The organism is Paenarthrobacter sp. 22069 (genome assembly GCF_052046035.1).
Taxonomy (GTDB): domain Bacteria; phylum Actinomycetota; class Actinomycetes; order Actinomycetales; family Micrococcaceae; genus Arthrobacter.
The window spans coordinates 102,727-127,882 of record NZ_JBQEQF010000005.1; the positions used below are offsets into that span (position 1 = coordinate 102,727).

The following is a 25,156-nucleotide window of genomic DNA, read 5'->3' on the forward strand; positions in this document are numbered from 1 at the left end:
GGGCCTCCATAACGGCATCTACTGCCAGTCAGTTGGGGAAAACACCTTTCAAAGAAGAGAGACTCCAATGACCAACTTCGTTCCCACCCCCACCGTCCCGGCACCGGACATCGTCCGCTGCGCCTACATGGAGATCGTGGTCACCGACCTCGCCAAGTCCCGTGAGTTCTACGTGGACGTGCTGGGCCTGCACGTCACCGAGGAAGACGACAACGCGATCTACCTCCGCTCCCTGGAGGAGTTCATCCACCACAACCTGGTGCTCCGCAAGGGACCCATCGCTGCCGTCGCCGCGTTCGCCTACCGCGTGAAGTCCCCCGCCGAGGTGGACGCCGCCGAGGCCTACTACCGCGAGCTGGGCTGCCGGGTGGAGCGCCGCAAGGACGGCTTCACCAAGGGCGTGGGAGACTCCGTCCGCGTCGAGGACCCGCTGGGCTTCCCGTACGAGTTCTTCTACGACGTGGAGCACGTGGAGCGCCTTACCCAGCGCTACGACCTCTACTCCGCCGGCGAACTGGTCCGCCTGGACCACTTCAACCAGGTCACCCCGGACGTCCCCAAGGGCCGCAAGTACCTGGAGGACCTGGGCTTCCGCGTCTCCGAGGACATCAAGGACTCCGACGGCGTCACGTACGCCGCGTGGATGCACCGCAAGCAGACCGTCCACGACACTGCCCTCACCGGCGGCAACGGCCCGCGCATGCACCACGTCGCGTTCGCCACGCACGAGAAGCACAACATCATCCAGATCTGCGACAAGATGGGCGCCCTGCGCATCAGCGACCGGATCGAACGCGGCCCCGGCCGGCACGGCGTCTCCAACGCGTTCTACCTCTACATCCTGGACCCGGACGGGCACCGCATCGAGATCTACACCCAGGACTACTACACCGGCGACCCGGACAACCCCACCATCACCTGGGACGTCCACGACAACCAGCGCCGTGACTGGTGGGGCAACCCCGTGGTTCCGTCCTGGTACACCGAGGCTTCCCTGGTCCTGGACCTCGACGGCAACCCGCAGCCCGTCATCGAGCGCGAGGAAAAGTCCGAGATGGCGGTGACCGTTGGCGCTGACGGGTTCTCCTACACCCGCAAGCCCGAAGACGCGGCCGCCAGCAAAGACCCTGTGGGCTTCAAGCTGGGGGTCCAGGTCTAACCATGCTGGAGCCAACGACGATTGAGGCCATCGCGGACGAGCTGGTGGAAGCCGGCCGGACCCGTACCCCTGTTCCCCGCCTGACCGCCCGCTACCCAGACATGACCGTGGAGGACTCCTACGCCGTCCAGCAGTTGTGGCGCCGCCGCAATGAGGAGGCCGGCCGGACCCTGGTAGGGCGCAAGATCGGCCTCACGTCCAAGGCCATGCAGGCCGCCACGGGCATCACCGAACCGGACTACGGCGCCATCTTCGACGACATGGTCCTGGACACCGGCTGCTCCGTGGAATGGGACAAGTACACCCACCCCCGGGTGGAGGTGGAGCTGGCCTTCGTGCTCAAGGACGGGCTCAAAGGCCCCGGGGTGACGATCTTCGACGTCCTGAAGGCCACCGACTACGTGGTTCCGGCCCTCGAGATCCTGGACTCCAGGATCGAGATGGAGGGCCGGACCATCGTGGACACCATCTCGGACAACGCCGCAATGGGCGCCATGGTGATCGGCGGCAACCCGGTGAAGCCGGACGCGGTAGACCTGCGCTGGGTCTCCGCCATCCTCTACAAGAACCAGACCGTGGAGGAAACCGGCGTCGCCGCCGGCGTCCTGGACCATCCGGCCAACGGCGTCCACTGGCTGGCCAACAAGATCGCCGCCCACGGCGATTCGCTCAAGGCCGGGGACATCATCCTGGCCGGCTCGTTCACCCGGCCCATGTGGGTCTACAAGGGCGACACCGTCCACGCCGACTACGGACCCCTGGGAAGTGTCACATGCCGTTTCGAGTAGAAGACACCTTCCGGTCCGCCCTGGCGGCGCAAAAGGGTGAAGCAGGCCGGCCGCTGGCCGGGATGTGGGTATGTTCCGGCAGCCCGCTCGTGGCGGAACTCTGCGCCGGCGCAGGCTTGGACTGGCTGCTGGTGGACGCCGAACACAGCCCCAACGGGCTCGAAACCATCCTCGCCCAGCTCCAGGCCATCCACGGCTACCCGGTTCACACTCTGGTCCGGCCGCCGGTCAACGACACCGTGGTGATCAAGCAGTACCTGGACCTCGGCGTGCAGAACCTGCTGATCCCCATGGTGAACTCGGCAGCCGAGGCCAAAGCAGCGGTGGCGGCCACCCGCTACCCGCCCCAGGGCGTCCGCGGCGTGGGGTCGGCACTGGCCCGGGCCGCCCGCTGGAACCGCGTCCCGGACTACCTGGCCCGTGCCGCCGAAACCATCAGCGTCACCGTGCAGATCGAATCCAGTGCCGCCGTCGAAGCGGTCGAGGACATCCTCGCAGTGGACGGCGTGGACGCCATCTTCATGGGCCCCTCCGACCTTGCCGCGTCCATGGGCCTGCTGGGACAGCAGGAACACCCCGAAGTGCGCGCCGCCGTCGAACAGTGCCTGTCCGCCGCCAAAGCGGCCGGCAAGCCCGCCGGCGTGAACGCCTTCAACCAGGCCACCGCAGAGCACTACCTCGCGAATGGCGCGGCCTTCATCCTGGTGGGTGCCGACGTCGCCATCCTGGCCCGCGGCTCCGAAGCCCTCGCGGCGAAATACATTCCCCAGGCCGGCGGCGAAACCCGCGCCAGCTACTGACACCCAACTAGCTCGCAGTTGTTGTCGTTTTGACGCCTGAAAACGACAACAACTGCGAGCCAGATGCGCCCCCAGAACATTCACCTACCAAGGAGCCCTGCATGACCATTTCCGAGCTGCCCCCTGCCGTTTCCGCTGAGCGTGAGGCGTCCCTGCCAGGCTCCGTGCCTACCGGCCTGCTGATCAATGGGAAGTGGGTGGAGGCGTCCGACGGCGGCACGTTCGACGTCGACGACCCCGCCACCGGGGAGGTGCTTGCCACCCTCGCGTCCGCCACGAGCGATGACGCGATCGCCGCGCTGGATGCGGCAGATGCCGCGCAGGCCTCTTGGGCGCGGACCGCGCCGCGGGTTCGGTCCGAGATCCTGCGCCGCGCCTTCGACCTGGTGACCGAACGGGCGGAGGACTTCGCTCTGCTGATGACCCTGGAAATGGGCAAACCCCTGGCCGAGGCCCGCGGCGAAGTCACCTACGGGGCCGAATTCCTGCGCTGGTTCGCCGAGGAAACCGTCCGCGACTACGGCCGCTACCTGACCACCCCCGAAGGCAAGAACAAGATCCTGGTCCAGCACAAACCCGTCGGACCCTGCCTGCTCATCACCCCGTGGAACTTCCCCTTGGCGATGGCCACGAGGAAGGTCGCCCCGGCTGTCGCCGCCGGCTGCACCATGGTGTTGAAGCCCGCCAAGCTCACCCCGCTCACGGCGCAGTACTTCGCCCAAACCATGCTGGACGCCGGCCTGCCCGCCGGGGTCCTGAACGTCGTCGCGTCATCCTCGGCATCCGGGATTTCCGGGCCGCTGCTGAAAGACTCCCGGCTCCGGAAAGTGTCCTTCACCGGTTCAACCCCGGTGGGCAAGCGGCTCATGGCCGACGCCGCGCAGAACGTGCTCCGGACCTCCATGGAACTCGGCGGGAACGCCCCGTTCATCGTCTTCGACGACGCAGACCTCGACAAAGCCGTCGACGGGGCCATGGCCGCGAAGATGCGGAACATGGGCGAAGCCTGCACCGCGGCCAACCGATTCCTCGTCCACGAAACCGTCGCCGCCGAATTCACGGCCAAGTTCGCAGCCGCGATGGGCGCCCTTACCACCGGCCGCGGAACGGAAGCTTCAACCCAGGTAGGGCCGCTCATCGACGCCGGCGCCAGGGACGACGTGCACGCCCTGGTGACTGCCGCCGTCGATGCCGGGGCCGTGGCAGTGACCGGCGGGGCGCCCGTGGATGGGCCCGGCTACTTCTACCGGCCCACCGTCCTGGCGAATGTCCCCAACGACGCGGCGATCCTGGGCCAGGAAATCTTCGGCCCCGTCGCCCCCGTCACCACCTTCAGCACCGAGCAAGACGCCATCCGGCTGGCTAACGCGTCCGAGTACGGCCTCGCCTCCTACCTCTACAGCCGCGACTTCAACAAACTCCTCCGAGTGGCGGAACAGATCGAGTTCGGCATGGTCGGGTTCAACGCCGGCGTCATCTCCAACGCCGCCGCGCCCTTCGGCGGCGTCAAACAATCAGGCCTGGGACGCGAAGGCGGAGCCGAAGGCATCGCCGAATACACCACCACCCAATACATCGGCATCGCCGACCCCTACGCGAACTGACGTCATGGAAGAAGCACCTGCCGCCCCCGGTCGAGGGGGCGGCAGGTGCTTTAACGCGGGTCAACCAAGGCAGGGTGCAGCTGACCCTAGTCTCCCTCACCGTCCGCGGGAAGTGTCACGTACGTGCCCTCGGCCCTGATGCCATTTCCGGGAAGGGCTCCAGGCAGCGAGACGTAGCTGCCCTTCGGCTGCGGCGGCACCTCCTGGCCGGCCGGCATCGTGACGTAGCTGCCCTCCGGCTGCGGCGACACTTCCGAGCCTGCCGGCAACGTAACGTAGCTGCCGCCTCGGGAGATGTCGGTGGCTGCTGTTGCGGGTGCTTCAGTGCGCTCGGCCTCTAAAGTCATGGTGTTCTCCTGCTTGTGTGGGATGGCGACGGCGCACGGCACCCAACACCTGTGTCACGGAGGCGCAGTAGGAGCCGCGGTATCCGTTGCTGGGTGCTTGGTGGGGTCGTTTGCCTGTATCCGGGGAGGAGATACCCGGCGGTCCTTGAGGCTTCGCCGGCCTGACGTCAACTTTAGGCTTAATCTGACTAGTTCACAATAAGGTGTCACGAACTTTTTACACCGTTCACTCCACGTCAAGGGTCCTGCGCCCAAACACAAGAGCGCGGACCGGGCCCTCACCCAGACTGGGGGTAACCCGCTACGCCGACCGGCTGGCGTCCTTGCCTACTCAAAGTGGAGTATCCCTTGGAAACCTACGATGCGCTCCTCGCGTCCATTGCCCCCGCGTCCGGCACCGGACGGACCATCTTTGACCCTGCCACCGGTGAGGCAGTGGGCGAAGCACCGATCCACGACCTCGACTACCTGGAAGGTGCAGTGGCGGCGGCCGTCGCCGCCCAGCCGGCCTGGGCTGCCCTGGGCCACGACGCCCGGTCCGCCGCGCTCCTGAAGGCAGCCGACGCCGTCGAACGCTCTGCCGAGGAACTTGCCCAACTGCTCTCCCGCGAGCAGGGCAAACCCCTGAACGGACCGAACGCCCGGTTCGAGGTGGGTGCGTGCGTGGCCTGGCTGCGCGCCACGGCCAGCCTGCCGCTGGAGCCGGAAACCATCGTGGACGACGGCGAGACCCGCGCCGAACTGCACTACCGGCCCATCGGTGTGGTCGGCGCCATCGGCCCGTGGAACTGGCCCATGATGATCGCCGTATGGCAGTTGGCCCCGGCGCTGCGTATGGGCAACGCCGTGGTGGTGAAGCCCTCCGGCAACACCCCGCTGTCCGTGCTTGCGCTGGTCAAGGTCCTCAATGAGGAACTCCCGGACGGCATCCTGTCCGTGGTGTCCTGCGGCCGCGAAGTGGGCGCCCGCCTCACCGACCACCCGGCGATCGGCAAGATCATGTTCACCGGCTCCACCGCCGGTGGCCGCGCGATCATCAAGTCCTCGGCGGACACGGTCAAGCGTCTCACCCTGGAACTGGGCGGCAATGACGCCGGCATCGTCCTGCCGGACGCCGACCCCAAGGCCATCGCCCAGGACGTCTTCTGGGGCGCGTTCCTGAACACAGGCCAGACCTGCGCCGCCCTCAAGCGCCTCTACGTCCACGACAGCATCTACGACGCCGTCTGCGAAGAACTCGTGGCGGTCGCAAAGGCCATGCCCATGGGCAACGGCCTGGACGAAAACAACGTCCTGGGACCGCTGCAGAACAAAGCACAGTACGACGTCGTGGCGAACCTCGTGGAGGCAGCCAAGGCTTCCGGAGCACGCGTCCTGCTGGGGGGGAACCCGGACACCAGCCAGCCCGGCTTCTTCTACCCCACCACCCTGGTGGCGGACATCGACAACGACAACCCGCTGGTGGCCGAGGAGCAATTCGGCCCCGCGCTACCCATCATCCGCTACAGCACCATTGATGAAGCGGTGGAAAAGGCCAACGGCCTCGACGTCGGACTGGGCGCCTCCGTCTGGTCGCCCGACCTGGCGGCTGCCCGTGAGGTCGCTGCCCGCATCCAGGCCGGCACGGTGTGGATCAACCGGCACGGCGCCGTCGACCCCCGCATCCCCTTCGGTGGAGCCAAGCAGTCCGGCTACGGCGTGGAGTTCGGCGTCGAAGGTCTCAAGGCCCTCGGCGTACCGCAGGTCATCAACGGCTGAGTTTGATGCGGGAGCCCGGCACGCATGTCCCCAGCGCCGGGCTCCCGGGGCTTTGCAGGGCTACCCCAGGGCCGGGGCGGTGGATGTCCGGCCGGAGAACTGCCGGCGGGCCCAGCGCGCCAGCTTCTTGCCTTTGCCCTTCCACCAGTTGTCCTCGTCCTGGTTGTGGTGGAAGCGGAAGACGATTGCAACGAGCACGAACATGCCCATCACCACGTCCACCCAGGACGACACCACCAGGGCGATGAAGACGGTCATGGCGTTGGCCACGATGGACGGGATGGCCAGGGTCCGGAAGACGGTGCTCGCCACATAGCGGCGGTGCGACCTGGGCACGGACAGTTCACGCACCATGTCGAAACACACGCACACCACCACGATGGTCTGGCCGAGCGCCAGCAGGACCTGGCCGGGCAGGGAGCTGCTGAAGGCAGCCACGGACTCCATTCCCGGGCTCACGGCCGGGCCTTGCTGCTGAGAACCTTAAACACGGAAAACCCCCAGAACTTGTGGACCACCGCCGCTGATCCGGCGATGGTTCCATTCAAGTTCCAGGGGCTTTTTCGGTCACGAGTAGCAGGTACTCATATTTGCCCGGTGGCCGCCGGCAGCACTACCTGCTGCCGGGGCCTGTTACTTCCCGATGGCGCGGGGCCGCCACAGCATGACAGCCTGGGACCTTGGCCGGGGCCGCTGCCCGCGGGCCAGGCTCACCACGTCGCCTGCCGTACCCGCGGCGAAGATCCGCGAGTCCACGGCCCGCGGCCTGCGCCCGAGTTCTTCGGTCAGTTCATTGATCCGGCTTTGCAGGGCAGCCACCTGGTTTTCGAGTTCCAGGATCCGCTTGATGCCCTCCAGCGAGACCCCTTCCTGCGACAGCCGCTGCACTTCCCGCAGCATGTTGACGTCACGCTGCGAGTAGCGCCGGGATTTCCCCGGGGCACGGCTTGGCTTGACGATGCCCAGGCGGTCGTACTGCCGCAGGGTCTGCGGGTGCATGTCCGCCAGCTCGGCCGCCACGGAGATCACGAAGATCGGCTGGTCGGCGTTGATGTCCACGGCTCACCTCCGCCCTAGAGCCGGGCCTTGGCTGCCAGGCCCTCGCGGACGTCCGCCGACGACGTTGCCTCGGCGAACGCCTTGACCGCAGCTTCTGCGTCCTTGTTGAGATTCTTGGGAACTGCGACGTCGATGGTCACCAGCAGGTCGCCGGTCCCTTTGGACGTCTTCACGCCCTTGCCCTTGACCCGCAGGGTACGCCCGGACGGCGTGCCTGCCGGAACCCGGACCCTGACCTTGTCGCCGTCGATGGTGGGAACTTCGATGTCCGCTCCCAGGGCAGCCTCGGGGAAGGTGACCGGGACGTGGATGCGGAGGTTGTCGCCGTCGCGCGTGTAGAAGGCGTGCGGCTGCACCGAGACGGACACCACCAGGTCCCCGTTGCCCGCGGCACCCGGCTGGCCCTTGCCGCGCACCCGGACCTTTTGGCCGTCCTTGATGCCGGCCGGAACCCGGACATCGATCACTTCACCGCTGGGCTCGCGCAGGCCAATGGTGGTGCCACGGATGGAGCCGGCGAACGAAATGCTGGTGGACGCGCTGCGGTCAGCGCCCTTTTGCGGCGTGCGCTGGAATCCAGGCGCGCCGCCGAAGCCGCCAAAGAGATCCGCGAACTCAGGCGGAATGCCGCCCGAGGACGGGTTGAAGCCGCCGGCGTGGCGTCCGGTGTTGCCGGTAAAGAGGCCGCCGAACATGTCCTCGAACCCGCCGTTGCCGCCAGCGGCACCGCCGGGGGCAAAACGGGCCCCGCTGCCCATGGCCCGGATGGCGTCATACTGCTGGCGCTCCTCCGGATCCGAGAGCACCGAGTAGGCCTCCGAGATGTCCTTGAACTTCTTCTCGGAAGCAGTGTTACCGGCGTTGGTGTCAGGGTGGTGCTGCCGCGCAAGCTTCCGGTAGGCCTTCTTGATGTCGGCATCGGAAGCGTCCTTGGCAACACCAAGGATCTTGTAAAAGTCCTTGTCCACCCAATCCTGGCTAGCCAATGGCGTTTCCTTTCTTGTTCAAACCTTCGTGCCCCGGCTGGGCAACGCTCCGCTGGATAGGGGGCCGTGCCCGCTCCGCGGTGCCCGCCACGCCGCGGCCCCCTATCCAGCTGCGCTTCGCTTGCTCCCACCTTAGGCGAGACGAGCGCTGAGCGACGGACGGATAAGGGGGCCCGGGAGTGGCATCTAAGGAGCTGACCGAGGGCCCCGACACGAGCTTGCGAGTGTTGGGAGGCCAGATCCGCTGCCGGAGCTGGGTGGCTGACGATCGCAGATCGTTAGCCACCCAGCGTAGGGGCGGGGCCCCCTCATCCGCGGAGGCGTGGAGGTAAACCCCGACTACGCCGGAACGGCCACAATCACCTGGGCTGCGCGGAGGACGCGTTCTCCTGATTTGTAGCCGGAGCGGAGGACCTGGCTGACAGTGTCAACCTCAATGTCCTCGCCGGGCTGCTGGATCAGGGCCTCGTGGATCGTGGGATCGAACTCCACGCCGGTCTCGTTGATGCGGACCAGGCCGTAGGTCTTCAGCGCGTTCTCCAGTTTCGTGGCGATCGCGGCGAAGGGACCGTCGGTCAGGTCACCGTGCTGCCGTGCGGCATCGACGTCGTCCAGGACCGGGAGCAGGGAGTTCAGGACGCCGATGACGGCCATTTCCCCTGCCACGGCGCGGTCGCGTTCAACCCGCTTGCGGTAGTTGACGTACTCAGCCTGGAGGCGGAGCAGGTCATTGCGCAGTTCGGCTGCCTCGGCGTTGCCGGTGGACCCTGCCGGAGCCCCCTGGGCCACGGATTCCTCGGCCGGCACGTCCACGCCGTTGAGAATCTCCTCGGCCTGGGCCAGCGCGTCGCCGTCGGAATCCGCTGCTCCGGCCGGGGAGCCGGTCCCCGAGGGCTGGCCGCCCTCGGGGTGCCGGGCCTGCCCGGTCACCGGGTCAACCTTGCGGTTGTCCCGGATGACCGGCTCCTGGCCGTTGCCCTGCGTGTTCTGCTGGCCCGCGGATGTGTTGTGCTCTTCCTCGTTACCGTGGTGCGGCATGGTTTACTTCTTCGCTTCGTCTTCGTCGATGATCTCGGCGTCGACGATGTCCTCGTCGGAGGAACCTGCCGAAGCGCCCGCGGCACCCTCGGCACCAGCTGCACCTGCACCGTCCGGCGAACCGGGCTGGGCGTAGATGGCTTCGCCGAGCTTGGTCTGGGAAGCCTGCAGTTTCTCGAACGCGGACTTCACAGCGGCGTCGTCGGTGCCTTCAAGCGCCTTCTTCAGCGCGTCAACGTCGCCCTGGACCTCGGTCTTGACCTCTTCGGGCAGCTTGTCCGCGTTGTCGGCGATCAGCTTGTCCACGGAGTAGGCCAGCTGCTCGGCCGTGTTGCGGGTGTCGGTTGCCTCGCGGCGTGCCTTGTCCTCGGCTGCGTGCTCCTCGGCGTCGCGGACCATGCGGTCGATGTCCTCCTTGGAGAGGCTGGAGCCGCCGGTGATGGTCATGGACTGTTCCTTGCCGGTGCCCTTGTCCTTCGCGGAGACGTGCACGATGCCGTTGGCGTCGATGTCGAAGGTGACCTCGATCTGCGGGATGCCGCGCGGTGCCGGGGCGATGCCGGTGAGTTCGAACGTGCCCAGCGGTTTGTTGTCGCGGGTGAATTCGCGTTCGCCCTGGAAGACCTGGATGGCCACGGACGGCTGGTTGTCGTCAGCGGTGGTGAAGGTTTCGGACCGCTTGGTGGGGATGGCGGTGTTGCGTTCGATCAGGTGCGTCATCACGCCACCCTTGGTTTCGATGCCGAGGGACAGCGGAGTGACGTCGATCAGCAGCACGTCCTTGCGCTCACCCTTCAGCACACCTGCCTGCAGGGCTGCGCCGACTGCCACGACCTCGTCCGGGTTGACGCCCTTGTTCGGTTCCTTGCCGCCGGCCAGTTCCTTGACCAGTTCGGACACGGCGGGCATACGGGTGGAGCCACCCACCAGGACGATGTGGTTGATGTCGGAGAGCTTGATGCCCGCTTCCTTGATCACGTCGTGGAACGGCTTCTTGGTGCGCTCCAGCAGGTCCTTGGTGAGGTCCTGGAACTTGGCGCGGGTCAGCTGCTCATCAAGGTGCACCGGACCGTCAGGGGTGACGGACAGGTACTGCAGCGAGACGTTGGTGCTGGTGGAGGAAGAGAGCTCCTTCTTGGCCTGCTCGGCTGCTTCGCGGAGGCGCTGCAGGGCGATCTTGTCCTTGGACAGGTCGATGCCCTTGACCTTGAGCTGGTTCAGCAGGTAGTCAACGACGCGCTGGTCCCAGTCGTCGCCGCCGAGGCGGTTGTCACCGGCGGTGGCGCGGACCTGGATGGTGGAGAAGTTGTCTTCGTCCTTGCCGACTTCCAGCAGGGAGACGTCGAAGGTACCGCCACCGAGGTCGAAGACCAGGATGAGTTCGTCTTCCTTGCCCTTGTCCAGGCCGTAGGCGAGGGCTGCGGCGGTGGGCTCGTTGACGATGCGCAGGACGTTCAGGCCTGCGATCTCGCCGGCTTCCTTGGTGGCCTGGCGCTCGGCGTCGTTGAAGTAGGCCGGGACGGTGATGACGGCGTCGGTGACCTTTTCACCCAGGTAGGACTCGGCGTCGTTCTTCAGCTTCATGAGGATACGCGCGGAGATTTCCTGCGGGGTGTACTTCTTGGCGTCGATGTCCACCTTCCAGTCGGTGCCCATGTGGCGTTTGACGGAAGCGATCGTGCGCTCGATGTTGTTGACGGCCTGGCGCTTGGCGATCTCGCCGACCAGGACTTCGCCGGACTTGGAGAATGCAACGACCGACGGCGTGGTGCGGCCACCCTCGGCGTTGGCAATAACGGTGGGCTCGCCACCTTCGAGAACGGAGACGACGGAGTTGGTGGTTCCGAGGTCGATACCTACTGCACGTGACATGTGTTGCTTCCTTCTTTCCTTGGAAACTGGTTGGCGCCCTAAGCATTGAGCGTTCTGCACTCAACTCTACTCAGGGCGCCACCGATGTCAATCCAAAGTTGAGTGAGGTGCGCTCAACTTTGCGTGCTGGGCGTAGTTCAGTTTTGGAAATTCTTTGGAATTCCGGGCCTTCCGACGTGAAAGCACGACGGCGGACGGCAAGTTCGCTTTAGGAGAACAGGCCCCGGGGCTGCTTACCGCTCCGCGTCCCGGTCGCCGTGCAGCGGTCCACGCTCCTCGGTTGTTCCCTGGACCTGGCCATCGGTAAGGCCTTCGCGGATGGCCCGCTCGGTCCGGGCGCCGCCCGCACTTCCGGCGTCACCGTAGTCGCCTTCCTCGTATTCACCGTCCACGCCATCCCGGTCGGGTTCGTTGATGGTGCCGGCGTCGCCGTAGTCACCGTCCACATACTGCCCGCCTTCTCCTTCCAGCCCGGGAGCGCTGCTGCCCTTGCGGGGTTCCTCGGCTGCAACTTCAGGGTTTTCAGTCATGGTGCATCTCTCCTTCGAGGCTCCGCGTCCATGCGGGCGCAGTGGCAGTCTATCGACGGGGCACGCGCACCAACAGGGCCCCCGCCGGCCCCGTCAGCGGCCCTGCGCCGGCAGCCCTGCAACCTCCGCGAGGACTGTCATGTGATGCTCGAAGAGTTCGGTGGGGGCGGTGAAGGTGTCAGGTCCGTACTGGTTGAAGACTTCAAAGCTGACCGCACCAAAAAGGGAACTCCATACCAGGACGCCCCTCGCCACGAGTTCCTCCGGCATCGACAACCCGTACTCCCGGCGGATGGCATCAAGGTCCGCGGCGAGGGTGGCGGGAAGCTTGGGCGCGCCGGCCGGAACGGCCAGCGCGCCCGCCTGGGACGCGGCCTGCAGGATTCCGATGAGGCTGACAATCACGCGCGTCCCCGGACCCGTTGTCCGCTCTGCCGGGGCGTTGTAGCCGGGAACGGGACTGCCGAACAGGAGGGTGTAGCTGGCGGGCTCACGGATGGCCCAGGCGCGGACGGCGCGCGCCAGCGCCAGGAACCGGCCGGGGTGGTCATCCTCCGGCACGCGGCCGACGGCGGCATCCACTTCATCCCCCAGCTCGCCAAACGCATCGATCAGCAGCAGGGTGAGCAGCTCGTCACGGCTCGCCACGTAGCGGTAGACGGCAGAGGACACCACCCCCAGATCCCTCGCCACTGCACGCAGGGAGAGGGCCGCCGCGCCGTGGACCGCCAGATGCTGCCGGCCAAGGCGCACGATGTCCGCCACCGTCTGCGTCCTTGCCCGCTGCCGGGGGGTGAGGGGGCGGGAGCGGGTTTCGGGGGTGCCGTCGGCGTCAGTCACGGGTCCAGCATGCCACAACTGAGAGCGTTGGCATCAAAAGAGAGCACCGCTCTTGACTTGGCAGTCTTGCCCCGTCATGCTGTTACCGAGAGCAGTGCTCTCGTTAATCTCATAGGGAGGCCGAGATGGAAAATACGTACGTAGTAACCGGGGCAGGACCGGTGGGCTGGACAGTGGCCGGGCAGCTGGCAGCGCAGGGCCGGCACGTCCGCGTGCTGACACGCTCGGGCAGCGGACCGGGCCACCCCCTGATCGAGCGCACTCAGGGCGACGCGAGGGATCCCAAAGTCCTGGAGGCTGCCTTCGCCGGTGCCCAGGCCGTCTTCCACTGCATCCACGGGTCCGCCTACACCGCCGCCGCGTGGCGGGCCGAGCTCCCCACTGCGGAGCAGGCGGTGCTCACTGCCGCCCGGGAGGCGGGCGCCGTCGTCGTCTTCCCTGAAAGCCTCTACTCCTACAGCGAGCCGGACCGCGTTATGGCGGAGACCAGCCCGCGGCTGGCAACAGGGGGCAAGCGCGGCGTCCGGACGGCACTGCTGCAGGCCCGCGGCGCCTCGGCGACGCCCACCGTCAGTGTGGTGGCGGCCGACTTCTTCGGCCCCCGCGTGCGGATGGCGCACGGCGGGGAGCGCATGGTGGTACCGATCCTGGCGGGCAGGAACGTCAGCGTGATCGGCAGCGCGAGGCAGCCCCACTCTTTCACGTACGTCCCGGACCTGGCCCGCGCCATGATAGCGGCGGCGGACCGGCCGTCAGCGTGGAATGCGGTGTGGCACGCACCAACGGGCCCGGCACTGTCGCAGCGGGAGCTTGCGCACGCCTTTGCAGCGGCGGCGGGACAGCCGGCCCCAAAGGTGCGCGCGCTGCCCGGGTGGGCACTCCGGGCGGCGGCTGCGTTTTCGCCGGATGCCAGGGAGCTGGCGGAGATGCTGTACCAGTTCGAGCGGCCGTTCGTCATGGATTCAGCAGCTTCCGAGGCAGCGCTTGGAGTCAGCCCCACGCCGCTGGAAACGGCTGCTGCCGCCACCGTGGAGTGGTGGCGGCAGCAGGGTTAGTGCCTGAAGGGGCTTAGCGGCTGGGAACCTCTTCCAAAGGTTCGACGCCCGGCTCCCGCGGCCGTTCGGCAGTGCCTCCATCGGTGCGGCCCAGCTTGCCGGGCCACCAGACCTTCGGCCCGATGTCGTAGGCAAGGGCCGGCACCAGCAGCGAGCGCACCAGCACGGTGTCCAGCAGTACGCCGAAGGCCACGATGAAGGCCAGCTGCACCAGGAACATGATGGGGATGACGCCCAGGGCGGCGAACGTTGCGGCAAGGACCACACCGGCGGAGGTGATGACGCCGCCGGTCACCACGAGGCCGCGCAGGATGCCGGGCCGGGTGCCGTGCTTGAGCGATTCCTCGCGGACGCGGCTCATCAGGAAGATGTTGTAGTCCACGCCCAAGGCCACCAGGAAGACGAAGCCGAAGAGCGGCACGGTGGCATCGGCGCCGGGGAACCCGAAGAGGTTGTTGAAGACGAAGGCCGACACACCTAGGGCCGCCGCGTAGGAGACCACTACGGAGAGCACCAGCAGGACCGGAGCCACGACGGAACGCAGCAGCAACATGAGGATGAAGAGGATCACCACCAGGACCACCGGGATGATGACCAGCAGGTCCCGCTGGGCGGTGGTGTTGGTATCGAGCGCCGTTGCAGTCACGCCGCCCACCAGGGCGCCGGGATCCACGGCCTTCACCTCGGCGCGCAGGGCCTTGATGGTCTCCTCCGCCTCCAGCGAGTCCGCGGCATTCTTCAGCGTGGCGTTGATGAGGACCTTCCCGTCCCGGACATCCGGTGCGGTGGGAGCGCCCGGGGCTCCGGTGACGGGCACGCTGCCACGGCCCAGCAGGTAGGCCTCACCGACGCCGTCGTCCGCCTTCACCTTCTCCAGCACCTCCGCTGCCTTGCCCTGGTCTGCAACCACGACGGCGGGGCTGCCGCTGCCGGCGTCGAAGTGGCGGGCCAAAGCGTCCTGGCCGTCGACTGCGTTGGAGGCGGTGAGGATGACATCCGTCTGCGGCACGCCGTTGGCTTTCAGCTGGAACAGCCCTCCGGCTGCCACGAGCAGCAGGAGGACCGAGGCGACCCACACAGTTCTGGGGCGCCGGGACACCAGCGAACCGATGGCCCGCCACAGGCCTTTCTGGCCCTCCAGTCCGGTGACCAGTTCGGGTTCGCGCTGGTCTGCAGGGAGGAGCCTGGGCCGGAAGGGCCAGAAAGCGGCGCGGCCCAGCAGCGCCATCAGGGCGGGCAGCAGGGTCAGCGCGGCAAACAGGGCGCAGAGGATGCCCGCCGCGGCAACCGGCCCCAGGGCCTTGTTGGAGTTGAGGTCGGAGAAGAGCAGGCACAGCAGAGCGATGATCACGGTGGCACCTGAGGCAAGGATGGGTTCAAACGATGCCTTCCACGCGGTCAGGACGGCGGCCGTCCGGTTGGTGGTGTGCGTGAGGGCTTCCCGGAACCGGGCCACGAAGAGCAGGGCGTAGTCCGTGGCCGCGCCGATCACCAGGATGGAGAGGATGCCCTGGCTCTGGCCGTTGAGTTGGATCCAGCCGGCCTTGGCCATGCCGAACACCAGCAGGATGGCGGCACACAGGGCAAACACAGAGGTCAGGAGCACCATGACGGGCAGCAGCAGGGAACGGTAGACCACCAGGAGGATCACGAACACGGCGGACAGGGCCACCAGCAGGAGGATCCCGTCAATGCCGCCGAAGGCAGCGGTGAGGTCGGCCGCAAGACCGGCCGGACCGGTCACGAAGGTCTGGGCACCCTCCGGGGCGGCTTCCTTGACCGCGTCCCGGAGTTCCTTGACGGCGTCCTTGATCTCGGCTGAGGACCCGATGGGAACCACGAACTGGACGGCCTTGGCATCCTTGGACGGAATCGGGCCGATCACGGTGCTGCCCAGTTTGAGGTCTTCAAGGCTGGTCTTCAGTGGCGCCAGCCCGCCCAGTTGCTGGGGCGTGAAAGCCTCGCTCTTCTCGATGACGATGATGCCCGGGACCTCGTCCGAGTCACGGAACTTGGCCTGCCAGTCCTGGGCCTCGGTGGCTTCTGCGCTGGCGGGCAGGAAAGACGCCTGGTCGTTGGACGAGACTTCCTCCAGGCGGCCAAACGTGGGCCCGCCCACGCCTGCGAGGCCCAGCCAGGTCAGCACCAGGACCACGGGGACCAACCAGCGAAGCCAGAACGGAACGCGTTCCCTGGCAACTTTTGTGCGATTCATGATGCCTTCCATCGGTGGGCAGGAGGAGTAGGATTTGTTCCAGCATAGATTATCTCCATCACAGAGATAAGTGCCAGTCGAGCTTTTTTTGGCCGACGCGTCCGGCTGCCGGCAGCGGGAGCCGGAAAGGCCCGGCCCTGGAGTAATATCCGTCAGGACGCCGGAGCAGAAAATGGCCGGGAACCAAAGGCAGGAGGTGGAGATGGCGGGCACGAACCCTCCCCGGCAATCCCCCCTCGAGCAGGCGGGGCCGGAGTTTGGCCATCCCCTGCTCAGGATCCTGCAGGAGTTCACCATCGAGGCGAACCGGTACGTGGACGCCGCCGGTGACCGCAAGGACATGCACCGTACGGACATGAATGCCCTGGCAGTGATCATGCGGCACACGGCACGGGGCAACGTGGTGACTCCCGGACTGCTGCGGAAGGAATTGAACCTGAGTTCTCCCGCCACCACCGCCCTGATCGACAGGCTGGACAGCTCCGGCCACGTGGTGCGGGAGCGGCACAGCACGGACCGGCGCCAGGTCCAGTTGAAGATGACGCCCAAGGCCTTCCGGGAGGGCGGGGCCATCTTCGCTCCCCTCGCCCAGCACATGGGAAGCGCCATGGCCGGGTTCTCCGAAGAAGAGCTGGATATCGTCACGCGGTTCATGACCGCGATGACCGAAGCCACCGTGGCCGCAAGGACTGAATCCGAATAGCTTTCCCCGGACAGGGAGTAGCGTTTGGTTATGAGTGCGCAGCAGCCTGAAGAAGACGTCTACACGCACGGCCACCATGAATCGGTGGTCCGCGCCCACGCCGCCAGGACCGCCGAGAATTCGGCGGCGTTCGTCCTCCCCTACCTCACGCCTGGAGCCTCGCTGCTGGACGTTGGCTGCGGGCCCGGCACCATCACCTGCGATTTCGCCGCCCTGGTCAGCCCAGGCAAAGTCACCGGCCTGGACCGTTCGCCGGACATTATTGCCCAGGCAAAGGCCCTGGCTGTCGAGCGCGAAGTACCGAACGTTGAATTCGTGGCGGGCAACATCTACGACCTCGACTTCGCGGATGGAACGTTCGACGTCGTCCATGCACACCAGGTGCTCCAGCACCTGACCGACCCCGTGGAGGCGCTCCGCGAGATGCGCCGCGTCGCCAAGCCGGGCGGCATCGTGGCGGTGCGCGACGCCGATTTCCACGGCATGAGCTGGTACCCCGCCATCCCGGAACTGGACGAGTGGATGGAGTTGTACCAGCGGATCGCCCGCCGCAACGGAGCAGAGCCCGACGCCGGGCGGCGCCTGGTCAGCTGGGCCCAGTCTGCCGGTTTCACCGACGTTGCACCCAGCAGCAGCAACTGGCTGTACGCCACGGCGCAGCAGCGCCGCTGGCAGGCGCGCGTCTGGGGTGAGCGGGTGCTGCATTCGGCATTCGCGGAACAGGCCCTGGAATACGGGTTCGCCGACGCCGCCGGCCTTGCCAGGATCTCGGCCGGCTGGCACCGCTGGGGCTCCACGGACGACGGCTGGTTCCTGATTCCCAACGGCGAGGTGATCGCCAGGGCGTAGGACCGCCGTCGCCCTGGCCTGCCGTGCAACCGGGACCACCGGATGCATTCAAAGCATGGAACTGCCGGTGACGGGGGCCCTGCAGAGGCCCCCGTAAGATTGATGAGTGCAATTTTCCCTGTGGCTGGCCCTTGCGGGTGCCGGCGCCCTCATCAGCTTCACCCCTGGCGCCGGGGCCATCAACACCATGAGCAATTCCCTCAACGCCGGGTTCCGGCGCTCCATCTGGGGAATCCTCGGCCAGCAGACAGCCCTCATTGTCCACGTGCTGATTGTGGCCCTGGGCGTCGGCGTGCTCGTGGCCAGCTCGCCCATGGCCTTCAACGTGATCCGTTACGCCGGGGCGGCCTATCTGGTCTACCTGGGCATCCGCCAGTTCCTCAGCAAGCCAGCCGCCGCCCAGGAGCAGGCCGCCACGCTGAGCAACGAGCCCGCCTGGTCCATTTTCCGGCGCGGCTTCTGGGTGAACCTGCTCAATCCCAAGGCGATCGTATTCTTCCTTGCCTTCACGCCGCAGTTCATCCGCCCCGATCAGCCCCTGGTCGCGCAGTATGCGGTTCTGACCGCCACCATCGTGGCCATCGACATCCTGGTTATGTGGTTTTTCTTTGCCGCCGCCGCAAAGTCGTTCCATCGCTTCACCACCACGGACCGGGGGCAAATGGTCCTCAGCAGGGTGTTCGGCGTCCTGTTCGTGGCTGTCGGCATCCTCCTGGCCCTGATCCACTGACCGGCGGCCCCGCTGGAACTGCTGAACCACCCAAAATGCAACCGCTGAAGCCGCGCAGCCAGCACGGGCACCAACGTGGGACGTACCCATATCAGCGCCAGTCATGCATCTTTACAAGGCTGTAAAACAATGTGAACCGACGGCTAGCCAAGAGGATTGGATGCGCGCATGCTTGGAGGCATGGACTCAACGTCGAGCGCATACCGCGTCATCACTGTCTGCACAGGCAATATCTGCCGGTCCCCCATGGCCGAGCTCATGCTCAAGGCGGCACTTGAACGCGAGGGCCTTGACGGGCTGGTGGAGGTGGACTCCGCCGGCACCACCGGATACGAGGCCGGCCGACCCATCGATCCACGCGCCGGCCGCCGGCTCGCCGCTACCCAGCTGGCGTCCGAGCACCACGTGGCGCGCGAGTGGGAGAATGACTGGTTCCGCGAGCGCGACCTGATCCTGGCTCTGGACATCGACCACTACGCCTGGCTCAGCGAAGCGGCACCGGACCAGGAATCCCTGGACAAGATCCGGATGCTGCGCAGTTTTGATCCCGCCATGGCCGGCAGGGACCGGCTGGACCAGGGCATCGAGGACCCTTGGTACGGCGGCCACGCAGACTTCGACGCCGTCTGGCACCAGATCCACTCCGCCCTTCCAGGATTGGTGGAGCACATCAGGACAGCAGTCCGGCAGAACACACAGCTCCAGCCGCATTAGGGCCCGGCGCCCCTCCCGGCAGCCCGTACCGCCGGGGTGAAACCGTGCGGAGGAAAACGGTACGCTCTAGTCCATGAGCCCAGCCCCCGTCATCATCGCCGTCGACGGGCGCTCCGGCGCAGGGAAGACCACCCTCGCCGTCGAGCTTGCGGCCACCTTGCGCGCACACCACAGGGTCTCCCTGTTCCATCTCGAAGATATCTACCCCGGCTGGGACGGCCTCGCGGCGGGCATCGAGCGCTACGTTTCCACCGTCCTGACGCCCCTGAGCCGCGGCGAGGCAGCCACCTGGACCAGCTGGGACTGGGAGAACCATTACGACGGCGACGCCCGGGTAACGCTGCCCGCGGAGATCGTCATCGTGGAAGGCGTTGGGGCCGCGGCGGAAGCGGCACGTCCCCTGCTGGACGCGGTGATCTGGGCCGAATCCCCGGACGATATCCGGCGGACACGTGCCCTGGACCGGGATGGTGCCACCTATGAGCCTTACTGGGACCAATGGGCTGCCCAGGAGGAAGAGTGGCTGGGCCTGGATGATGTGCCGGGCCATGCGGACCTCCGTGTCCAGAACCTGGCCGACGGTTCGGCCCCGGCGGATGTCCTGCGGCTCCTCCCCTTCCTGCCCGTCCTGGCCCCGGTGCTCGCGCCGGAATTGTCCGCCCGCCGCGGGCTCCGCCTCCGCGCCGAGCGCCTCACGGCCGCACCTGACGCGCCGGAGCTGTTCCATCGGTTGTACGGGAGCTCGGCCAACGCCGTCTGGCTGGACTCCTCCAATGCGGGCAGCGGAAAGGACGGCGCAGGCCGCGAAGCACTGATGGCGGCGGAGCGCAGTAGGTTCAGCATCATGGCGGACGACGGCGGCATGTTCGGGCAGTTCGTCACCCACCGCGGGGGCGTCAGCCGGATCAGCGCAGGTTCATCCACGGCGAACGTCCCGGGCCCCTTCTTCCGCTGGCTGGACACCGTCTGGGGCCGCCGGGCCGTCCGCACGCCGGACGGCTACCCCGGCGAGTTCACCTTGGGCTGGCTGGGATGCCTGGGCTACGAGCTGAAACGCGAAACGGGTGGCAGTGACCTGACCGCCTCCACTCCCGATGCCGCCTTGATCTTCGCCGGCAGGGCCGTGGTGCTGGACCACGCCGACGGCGAGGCCTGGCTTCTGGCTCTGGAGGCACCGGATGCGGACGAATGGCTGGCGGAGGCACGGGAGGCGGTCCGCGCCGCGGCGGACACGGCCGCCCAAAAGGCGGACCTGGCAGCGGAAGCCGGCGGCAGCACCGGCGTCGTACGTCCCGCAGCGCCCACCTTCCGGAGCAGGGATTCTGGCGCGGCTTACCGGGAGAAGATTGCGGCCGCCCAGTACCAGATCACCCAGGGCAACAGCTACGAGGTCTGCCTGACCACCACCCTCGAAGCCCGGATTGAGGCGGGTTCGCTGGATCCCTGGACCACCTACCTTGCGCTGCGCACCAGGAACCCGGCCCCGTTCGCCAGCTACCTGCGGCTGGGCAGCCTGGCCGTGGCCAGCACCTCGCCGGAGCGGTTCCTCAAAATCGCGTCCGACGGCGGCATGCGCGCCGAGCCGATCAAGGGCACCAGGCGCCGGGCTGCCGATCCGGAGGAGGACCACCGGCTGCGCACGGACCTGGCGACGTCGCTGAAGGACAGGGCCGAGAACATCATGATCGTGGACCTGCTGCGCAACGACCTCAGCCATTTTGCCGAACCCGGCTCGGTTACCGTAAGCCGGCTGTGCGCCATCGAAAGCTACGCCACGGTCCACCAGATGGTCAGCACCATCGACGCCCGCCTGGGCCCCGGTGCGCCACGGGCCGAGGCCGTGGCTGCCTGCTTCCCGGCAGGTTCCATGACCGGTGCGCCCAAGATCAGCACCATGGCCATCCTTGACCGGCTGGAGGCCGGGCCGCGCGGGCTCTACTCGGGTGCCATCGGCTACTTTTCGCTCAACGCTGCGGCCGATCTCGCCGTCGCCATCCGGACGCTGGTGATCGATGCAGCAGGTGACGGAACGGCTGAACTCTCACTCGGCGTCGGCGGTGCCATCACGTCGGACTCTGTGGCGGACGACGAATACGAGGAAATCCGGACCAAGGCCTACGGCGTCCTCTCAACCCTGGGCGCTGCCTTTCCGGAAGACTGACGCCGTTTAGGCGGACCGGGCCGGGGGTAGGCTCCAGAGCGTCAGCTGAACCGCTCAAGCCACGCGGCGGTAATCCCCAGCGCCACGAGTGAGGTTTGCCGCGTGCCGGATTCGTCCCGTCCCCACAACCCCAGCAATAGGGCACCGCGGAGCATCAAGTACGTCCTGATGCTCGGTGCCCTGGCTGCGCTTCCGGCCCTCACCACGGACATGTACCTGCCGTCCCTGCCCGCCGTGGAGGCCGACCTCCACACCACGCAGACCGCCGCCCAGCTGACGTTGTCCGGAACCCTCGTCGGCGCCGGCGTGGGCCAGCTGGTCATCGGCCCGTTCTCGGACCGGTTCGGGCGGCGCCTTCCGCTGGTCATCGGCATCTCGCTGCACGTGGCCATCTCGCTGCTCTGCTCCATGACGCCGAACATCGAAACGCTCACCGGGTTGCGCGTGCTGCAGGGCTTCTTCAATGCAGCCGCGGCAGTGGTGGCACTCGCCGTGATCCGTGACCGTTTCGTCGGGTCCGCGGCGGCCCAGCTGCTGTCCCGGCTGATGCTCGTGATCGGCGTGGCACCGCTCCTGGCCCCCACCGTGGGCCAGGCCATCGCCGGCGCCTGGAACTGGCGCGCGGTCTTCTACGCGCTGGCGCTCATCGGAGTGGTCCTGGTGGCCATCGTCCTGGGGTTCATGCCGGAGACCCTCCCCGGGGACAGACGCAGCCCGGGCAACCCCAGGCATGTGGCCGGGGCCTATTGGTCGCTGCTCCGGGACCGGCATTTCATGGCCCTGGCCGTCATTCCGGGGCTGGGGCTGGCGCTGATCATGAGCTACGTGGTGGGCTCACCCTTCGTCTTCCAGAACGAATACGGCCTCACCGCCCAGCAGTTCGCCCTCGTTTTCGCCCTCAACGGCGCCGCCCTGGTCCTCTCGGCCCAGCTCAATGCCGCCCTGGTCCGGAAGTTCCCGCCGGTCCGCCTCCTGCGCACCGCCCTCCTGGTCCAGCTGGGCCTTGCCCTGCTGCTGCTCACTGTGGTGGCCACGGGCGCCGGCGGAGCGTTGGGCCTGGTGGCCGCCCTGTGGCTGGTCCTGTCGGCCCAGGGAATGATTCCGGCCAACGCCTCCGTGCTGGCCCTGCACAACTACGGCCACATGGCCGGGACGGCGGCAGCCGTTATCGGCGCCCTGCAGTCCGGCGTCGCAGGGCTCGTGAGCCCCCTGGTGGGGGTCCTCGGCGGCACCTCGCTGTCCATGGCCGGCGTCATGACCGGCAGCTGCGCCCTGGCGGTGATGGTGCTCGCCCTGGGAACACCCGCTTACCGCAACGGCGGGTGGCCGGAGCATGCAGGGCGCGACGACGGCCAGCGGGTGGGTGCCGAAGACTAGGCGGCGTGGGGGTTGGACCGGCTACTGGACCGTGGCCGTCAGCCGGGCCACGTTGTCCACGTACCTGGCGGCGAGCGGCCGGTTGAGCCAGTCCGCCAGCTTGAGCTCATGGGAAATGTCCCGGTAGGTGTCCTCCACCGCCCGCATCTTGTTCACGATGTCCTCGCCCAGGAGCATCACGGAGACCTCCAGGTTCAGCGAGAACGAGCGCATGTCCATGTTGCTGGACCCCAGGACGGCCACCTCGTCATCGATGGTGAAGTGCTTGGCATGCAGCACGAACGGGGCCTTGTAGAGGTAGATCCGCACGCCGGCTTCCAGGAGGGCCTCGTAGTAGGACCGCTGGGCGTGGTGCACCAGGAACTGGTCGCCCTTTTCGGAGACGAACAGCTCCACGTCCACGCCACGCTGCGCGGCGGTGGTGATGGCGTAGAGCAGGGAGTCATCCGGAACGAAGTAGGGGCTGCAGATGGAGATCCGGTGCTGTGCGGAGTAGATCAGCGTATTGAAAAGGCGGAGGTTGTTTTCGGTGATGAACCCGGGGCCGCTGGGCACTACCTGGGCAGTGACGTCGCCCGGTTCCGGGTTCGCCGGGAGCTGCAGCTGGTGTTCCAGGGACTCATCGGTTTCGCTGAGCCAGTCGGTGGCGAAGACGACGTTCAGGGTGGTCACGATGGGGCCGCGCAGGCATGCCATCAGCTCCACCCATTCGCGGCCCGCCTTCCGGTGCCGGGGGTTGTTGTAGGAGGGCTCGATCAGGTTCTGGGACCCCGTGAAGGCAATTTCGCCGTCGACCACCATGATCTTGCGGTGGTTGCGCAGGTCCGGCCGGCGCCACTGGCCGTGGATGGGCAGCAGGGGAAGCATCCGCTTCCACTGGATCTTGCCCGCCCTGAGGCGCCGGAGCAGCCTCCGGTAGCCCTTGATGCGCAGCGTCCCGATGTGGTCGAACAGCAGGCGCACTTCCACGCCGCGTTCCGCAGCTTCCTCCATGGCGGTGAGCAGGTCATTGGTGACGTGGTCCGAGCTCATGATGTAGAACTCGGCGTTGACAAACTTCTTCGCCTTCCGGACGGCCTTGGTCATCGCCAGGATGGAATCCGGGTAGCCGGGGATGAGGTCCACGGTGTTGCCGTCCACCATGGGCAGCGAACCCAGCGTGCGGTTGAGTTCAGCCGCGGATTTCACCCACTCCGGGCCGGGATAGTCGCTTTCAACTTCCGAGAGGGCGCTGATTCCTGACCGCACCCGGTCGTTGACCTGCTCCTGCTGCGCCCGGCGCCGGCTTGAGAGCTGGAAGTTGCCGAACAGCAGGAACAAGACGATGCCCACGAACGGGATGAAGAAGATGCCCAGCAGCCAGGCCATGGCGGTGGTGGGGCGCCTGTTGCCAGGGATGATGCCCAGCGCCAGGACCCGGATGGCAAGGTCCGCGAAGCCCAGAAGCACCACAACCCACGTCGGCGCGGTGCCGGCAAGCGAAAAAGGCCACAACACGTCAATAACTCCCGGAGCGATTAGGCTCCGGAGGACGGTTTCCGGCCGGGGCACTACGCCCAGCTTATCCGCGGCGCCGCACTAAGCTGGTGCCATGACCTCTCCAGCCCCCGTGGTTCTCGTTTTCCTCGACCCTGATTTCCCTGACGGCCGCGTCGCGGATGCGTCCAAACCCCAGCTGCTGGTCACGGACCTCGGGGTCACGCGGGGCGACGGCGTCTTCGAAACCATGCTGGCCGTGGGAGGCGAGGTCCGGAAGATGCAGGCCCACCTGGACCGGCTCGGAAGCTCCGCCGAGGCCCTTGACCTGGACATCCCGGGCCAGGACGCCTGGCGGCGCGCCATTGCGGCCGCTGTTGCCCGGCACCGCTCGGAGAACCCGCCGGCAAACCCCGCCACGGACGAGCTGGTGGTCAAGCTGGTGGTGAGCCGCGGCGTCGAGGGCGCTCCCGCCCCCACCGCGTGGGTCCAGGCCTCTCCCGCGGGTGCTGCCGGCCGGCGGCAGCGGGAGACGGGCATCGACGTGATCTTCCTGGACCGCGGCTATGACAGCGACGTTGCCGAGCGTGCGCCCTGGCTGCTCCTGGGTGCGAAGACGCTGTCCTACGCCGTGAACATGGCCGCCCTCCGCTACGCCCACAAGCAGGGTGCGGATGACGTAATCTTCCTGTCCTCCAATGGCCGCGTCCTGGAAGGCCCCACGTCCACCGTGCTGCTGGCGCACGTGGAAGAGTCCGGCACCGGCACCCGGGTCAAACGCCTGATCACGCCACAGCTGGACAGCGGAATCCTTCCCGGGACGTCCCAGGGCGCGCTGTTCACCGCAGCGAAGGCGGCCGGCTGGGAATTGGGCTACGGCCCCCTGGAACCGCAGGACCTCCTGGACGCGGATGCCGTCTGGCTGATCTCCAGCGTCCGCCTGCTGGCGCCCGTCAACACGATCGACGGCAAGCAGATCGGCACGCCCTCGCTTCAGAAGGAACTGACAGCTGAGTTGAGCGCACTTTTCGCCGGTATCCACTAGGCGTGCGACAGGGCACGCCGTCCCTTTTCCCGCTGGAGTATCACCCGTAA

At 67.0% G+C, this 25,156-nt stretch carries 23 protein-coding genes; 13 read left to right on the plus strand and 10 right to left on the minus strand.

What is annotated here, in order from left to right:
- The first annotated feature begins 67 nt into the window (after nt 1-67).
- The 4 genes from hpaD (at nt 68) to ACTJK0_RS05560 (ending at nt 4,351) form a co-directional block, all read left to right on the plus strand.
- Nucleotides 68-1,159, plus strand: a complete 1,092-nt coding sequence (gene hpaD, locus ACTJK0_RS05545) for a 3,4-dihydroxyphenylacetate 2,3-dioxygenase (RefSeq protein WP_440744547.1) — start codon at nt 68-70, stop codon at nt 1,157-1,159.
- 2 nt (nt 1,160-1,161) lie between these two features.
- Nucleotides 1,162-1,947, plus strand: coding sequence for a 2-oxo-hept-4-ene-1,7-dioate hydratase (gene hpaH, locus ACTJK0_RS05550; RefSeq protein WP_440744548.1), 786 nt, complete (start codon nt 1,162-1,164; stop codon nt 1,945-1,947).
- A complete protein-coding gene (locus tag ACTJK0_RS05555; protein ID WP_440744549.1) occupies nt 1,932-2,747 on the plus strand; it encodes an aldolase/citrate lyase family protein in 816 nt (271 codons plus the stop codon). The genes hpaH and ACTJK0_RS05555 overlap by 16 nt, the downstream gene beginning before the upstream one ends.
- A 101-nt stretch (nt 2,748-2,848) precedes the next feature.
- Nucleotides 2,849-4,351: an NAD-dependent succinate-semialdehyde dehydrogenase gene (locus ACTJK0_RS05560; RefSeq protein WP_440744550.1), complete on the plus strand. Its 1,503-nt coding sequence runs from the start codon at nt 2,849-2,851 to the stop codon at nt 4,349-4,351.
- Nucleotides 4,352-4,437: 86 nt separating this feature from the next.
- Here the strand turns inward: ACTJK0_RS05560 and ACTJK0_RS05565 are convergent, their stop codons facing one another.
- A complete protein-coding gene (locus ACTJK0_RS05565) occupies nt 4,438-4,698 on the minus strand; it encodes a hypothetical protein (RefSeq protein ID WP_440744551.1) in 261 nt (86 codons plus the stop codon).
- A gap of 348 nt (nt 4,699-5,046) precedes the next feature.
- On the opposite strand from ACTJK0_RS05565, the gene ACTJK0_RS05570 reads away from it, so the two are divergent.
- A complete protein-coding gene (locus ACTJK0_RS05570) occupies nt 5,047-6,456 on the plus strand; it encodes an aldehyde dehydrogenase family protein (RefSeq protein ID WP_110542010.1) in 1,410 nt (469 codons plus the stop codon).
- Between the two features lie 60 nt (nt 6,457-6,516).
- On the opposite strand, the gene ACTJK0_RS05575 is transcribed toward ACTJK0_RS05570, so the two are convergent.
- The 7 genes from ACTJK0_RS05575 to ACTJK0_RS05605 form a co-directional block, all read right to left on the minus strand.
- Nucleotides 6,517-6,903 carry a hypothetical protein gene (locus ACTJK0_RS05575; RefSeq protein ID WP_110542011.1) on the minus strand — a complete coding sequence of 129 codons (387 nt, stop codon included), beginning with the start codon at nt 6,901-6,903 and terminating at the stop codon, nt 6,517-6,519.
- Nucleotides 6,904-7,089: 186 nt separating this feature from the next.
- Nucleotides 7,090-7,515 (minus strand): heat shock protein transcriptional repressor HspR, encoded by a 426-nt coding sequence (locus ACTJK0_RS05580; RefSeq protein ID WP_110542012.1) that lies wholly within the window; start codon nt 7,513-7,515, stop codon nt 7,090-7,092.
- A 14-nt stretch (nt 7,516-7,529) separates the two neighbouring features.
- Nucleotides 7,530-8,501 (minus strand): DnaJ C-terminal domain-containing protein, encoded by a 972-nt coding sequence (locus ACTJK0_RS05585; RefSeq protein WP_440744552.1) that lies wholly within the window; start codon nt 8,499-8,501, stop codon nt 7,530-7,532.
- A gap of 339 nt (nt 8,502-8,840) precedes the next feature.
- Nucleotides 8,841-9,539, minus strand: coding sequence for a nucleotide exchange factor GrpE (locus ACTJK0_RS05590; RefSeq protein ID WP_440744553.1), 699 nt, complete (start codon nt 9,537-9,539; stop codon nt 8,841-8,843).
- A gap of 3 nt (nt 9,540-9,542) precedes the next feature.
- A complete protein-coding gene (gene dnaK / locus ACTJK0_RS05595) occupies nt 9,543-11,411 on the minus strand; it encodes a molecular chaperone DnaK (RefSeq protein ID WP_440744554.1) in 1,869 nt (622 codons plus the stop codon).
- A gap of 233 nt (nt 11,412-11,644) precedes the next feature.
- Nucleotides 11,645-11,941, minus strand: coding sequence for a hypothetical protein (locus tag ACTJK0_RS05600; protein WP_110542016.1), 297 nt, complete (start codon nt 11,939-11,941; stop codon nt 11,645-11,647).
- Between the two features lie 93 nt (nt 11,942-12,034).
- The gene (locus ACTJK0_RS05605) at nt 12,035-12,781 is read right to left on the minus strand and encodes a TetR/AcrR family transcriptional regulator (protein ID WP_110542017.1); all 747 of its coding nucleotides are present in this window, start codon (nt 12,779-12,781) and stop codon (nt 12,035-12,037) included.
- Nucleotides 12,782-12,906: 125 nt separating this feature from the next.
- On the opposite strand from ACTJK0_RS05605, the gene ACTJK0_RS05610 reads away from it, so the two are divergent.
- On the plus strand, nt 12,907-13,836 hold the full coding sequence (locus ACTJK0_RS05610; protein ID WP_440744555.1) for an NAD-dependent epimerase/dehydratase family protein: 930 nt from the start codon (nt 12,907-12,909) through the stop codon (nt 13,834-13,836).
- A gap of 13 nt (nt 13,837-13,849) precedes the next feature.
- Here ACTJK0_RS05610 and ACTJK0_RS05615 read toward each other — a convergent pair whose 3' ends face one another.
- Entirely contained in the window at nt 13,850-16,051 is a 2,202-nt protein-coding gene (locus tag ACTJK0_RS05615; protein ID WP_440744556.1) for an MMPL family transporter, read from the minus strand.
- A 202-nt stretch (nt 16,052-16,253) separates the two neighbouring features.
- Here ACTJK0_RS05615 and ACTJK0_RS05620 point away from each other — a divergent pair, with 202 nt between their 5' ends.
- The 6 genes from ACTJK0_RS05620 (at nt 16,254) to ACTJK0_RS05645 (ending at nt 22,585) form a co-directional block, all read left to right on the plus strand.
- The gene (locus ACTJK0_RS05620; RefSeq protein ID WP_440744557.1) at nt 16,254-16,754 is read left to right on the plus strand and encodes a MarR family winged helix-turn-helix transcriptional regulator; all 501 of its coding nucleotides are present in this window, start codon (nt 16,254-16,256) and stop codon (nt 16,752-16,754) included.
- A 30-nt stretch (nt 16,755-16,784) separates the two neighbouring features.
- Nucleotides 16,785-17,603, plus strand: coding sequence for a methyltransferase domain-containing protein (locus tag ACTJK0_RS05625; RefSeq protein WP_440744558.1), 819 nt, complete (start codon nt 16,785-16,787; stop codon nt 17,601-17,603).
- Nucleotides 17,604-17,709: 106 nt separating this feature from the next.
- Nucleotides 17,710-18,333 carry a LysE family transporter gene (locus ACTJK0_RS05630; protein WP_440744559.1) on the plus strand — a complete coding sequence of 208 codons (624 nt, stop codon included), beginning with the start codon at nt 17,710-17,712 and terminating at the stop codon, nt 18,331-18,333.
- A gap of 180 nt (nt 18,334-18,513) precedes the next feature.
- Nucleotides 18,514-19,047 carry a low molecular weight protein-tyrosine-phosphatase gene (locus ACTJK0_RS05635; RefSeq protein WP_440744560.1) on the plus strand — a complete coding sequence of 178 codons (534 nt, stop codon included), beginning with the start codon at nt 18,514-18,516 and terminating at the stop codon, nt 19,045-19,047.
- Between the two features lie 73 nt (nt 19,048-19,120).
- Nucleotides 19,121-21,208: an aminodeoxychorismate synthase component I gene (pabB, locus tag ACTJK0_RS05640; RefSeq protein WP_440744561.1), complete on the plus strand. Its 2,088-nt coding sequence runs from the start codon at nt 19,121-19,123 to the stop codon at nt 21,206-21,208.
- A gap of 102 nt (nt 21,209-21,310) precedes the next feature.
- Nucleotides 21,311-22,585 (plus strand): multidrug effflux MFS transporter, encoded by a 1,275-nt coding sequence (locus tag ACTJK0_RS05645; protein ID WP_440744562.1) that lies wholly within the window; start codon nt 21,311-21,313, stop codon nt 22,583-22,585.
- Nucleotides 22,586-22,606: 21 nt separating this feature from the next.
- Here ACTJK0_RS05645 and cls read toward each other — a convergent pair whose 3' ends face one another.
- Nucleotides 22,607-24,082 carry a cardiolipin synthase gene (gene cls, locus ACTJK0_RS05650; RefSeq protein WP_440744563.1) on the minus strand — a complete coding sequence of 492 codons (1,476 nt, stop codon included), beginning with the start codon at nt 24,080-24,082 and terminating at the stop codon, nt 22,607-22,609.
- A gap of 94 nt (nt 24,083-24,176) precedes the next feature.
- Between cls and ACTJK0_RS05655 the strand changes: the two genes are divergently transcribed.
- Entirely contained in the window at nt 24,177-25,106 is a 930-nt protein-coding gene (locus tag ACTJK0_RS05655; protein WP_440744564.1) for an aminodeoxychorismate lyase, read from the plus strand.
- Nucleotides 25,107-25,156 lie beyond the last annotated feature (50 nt).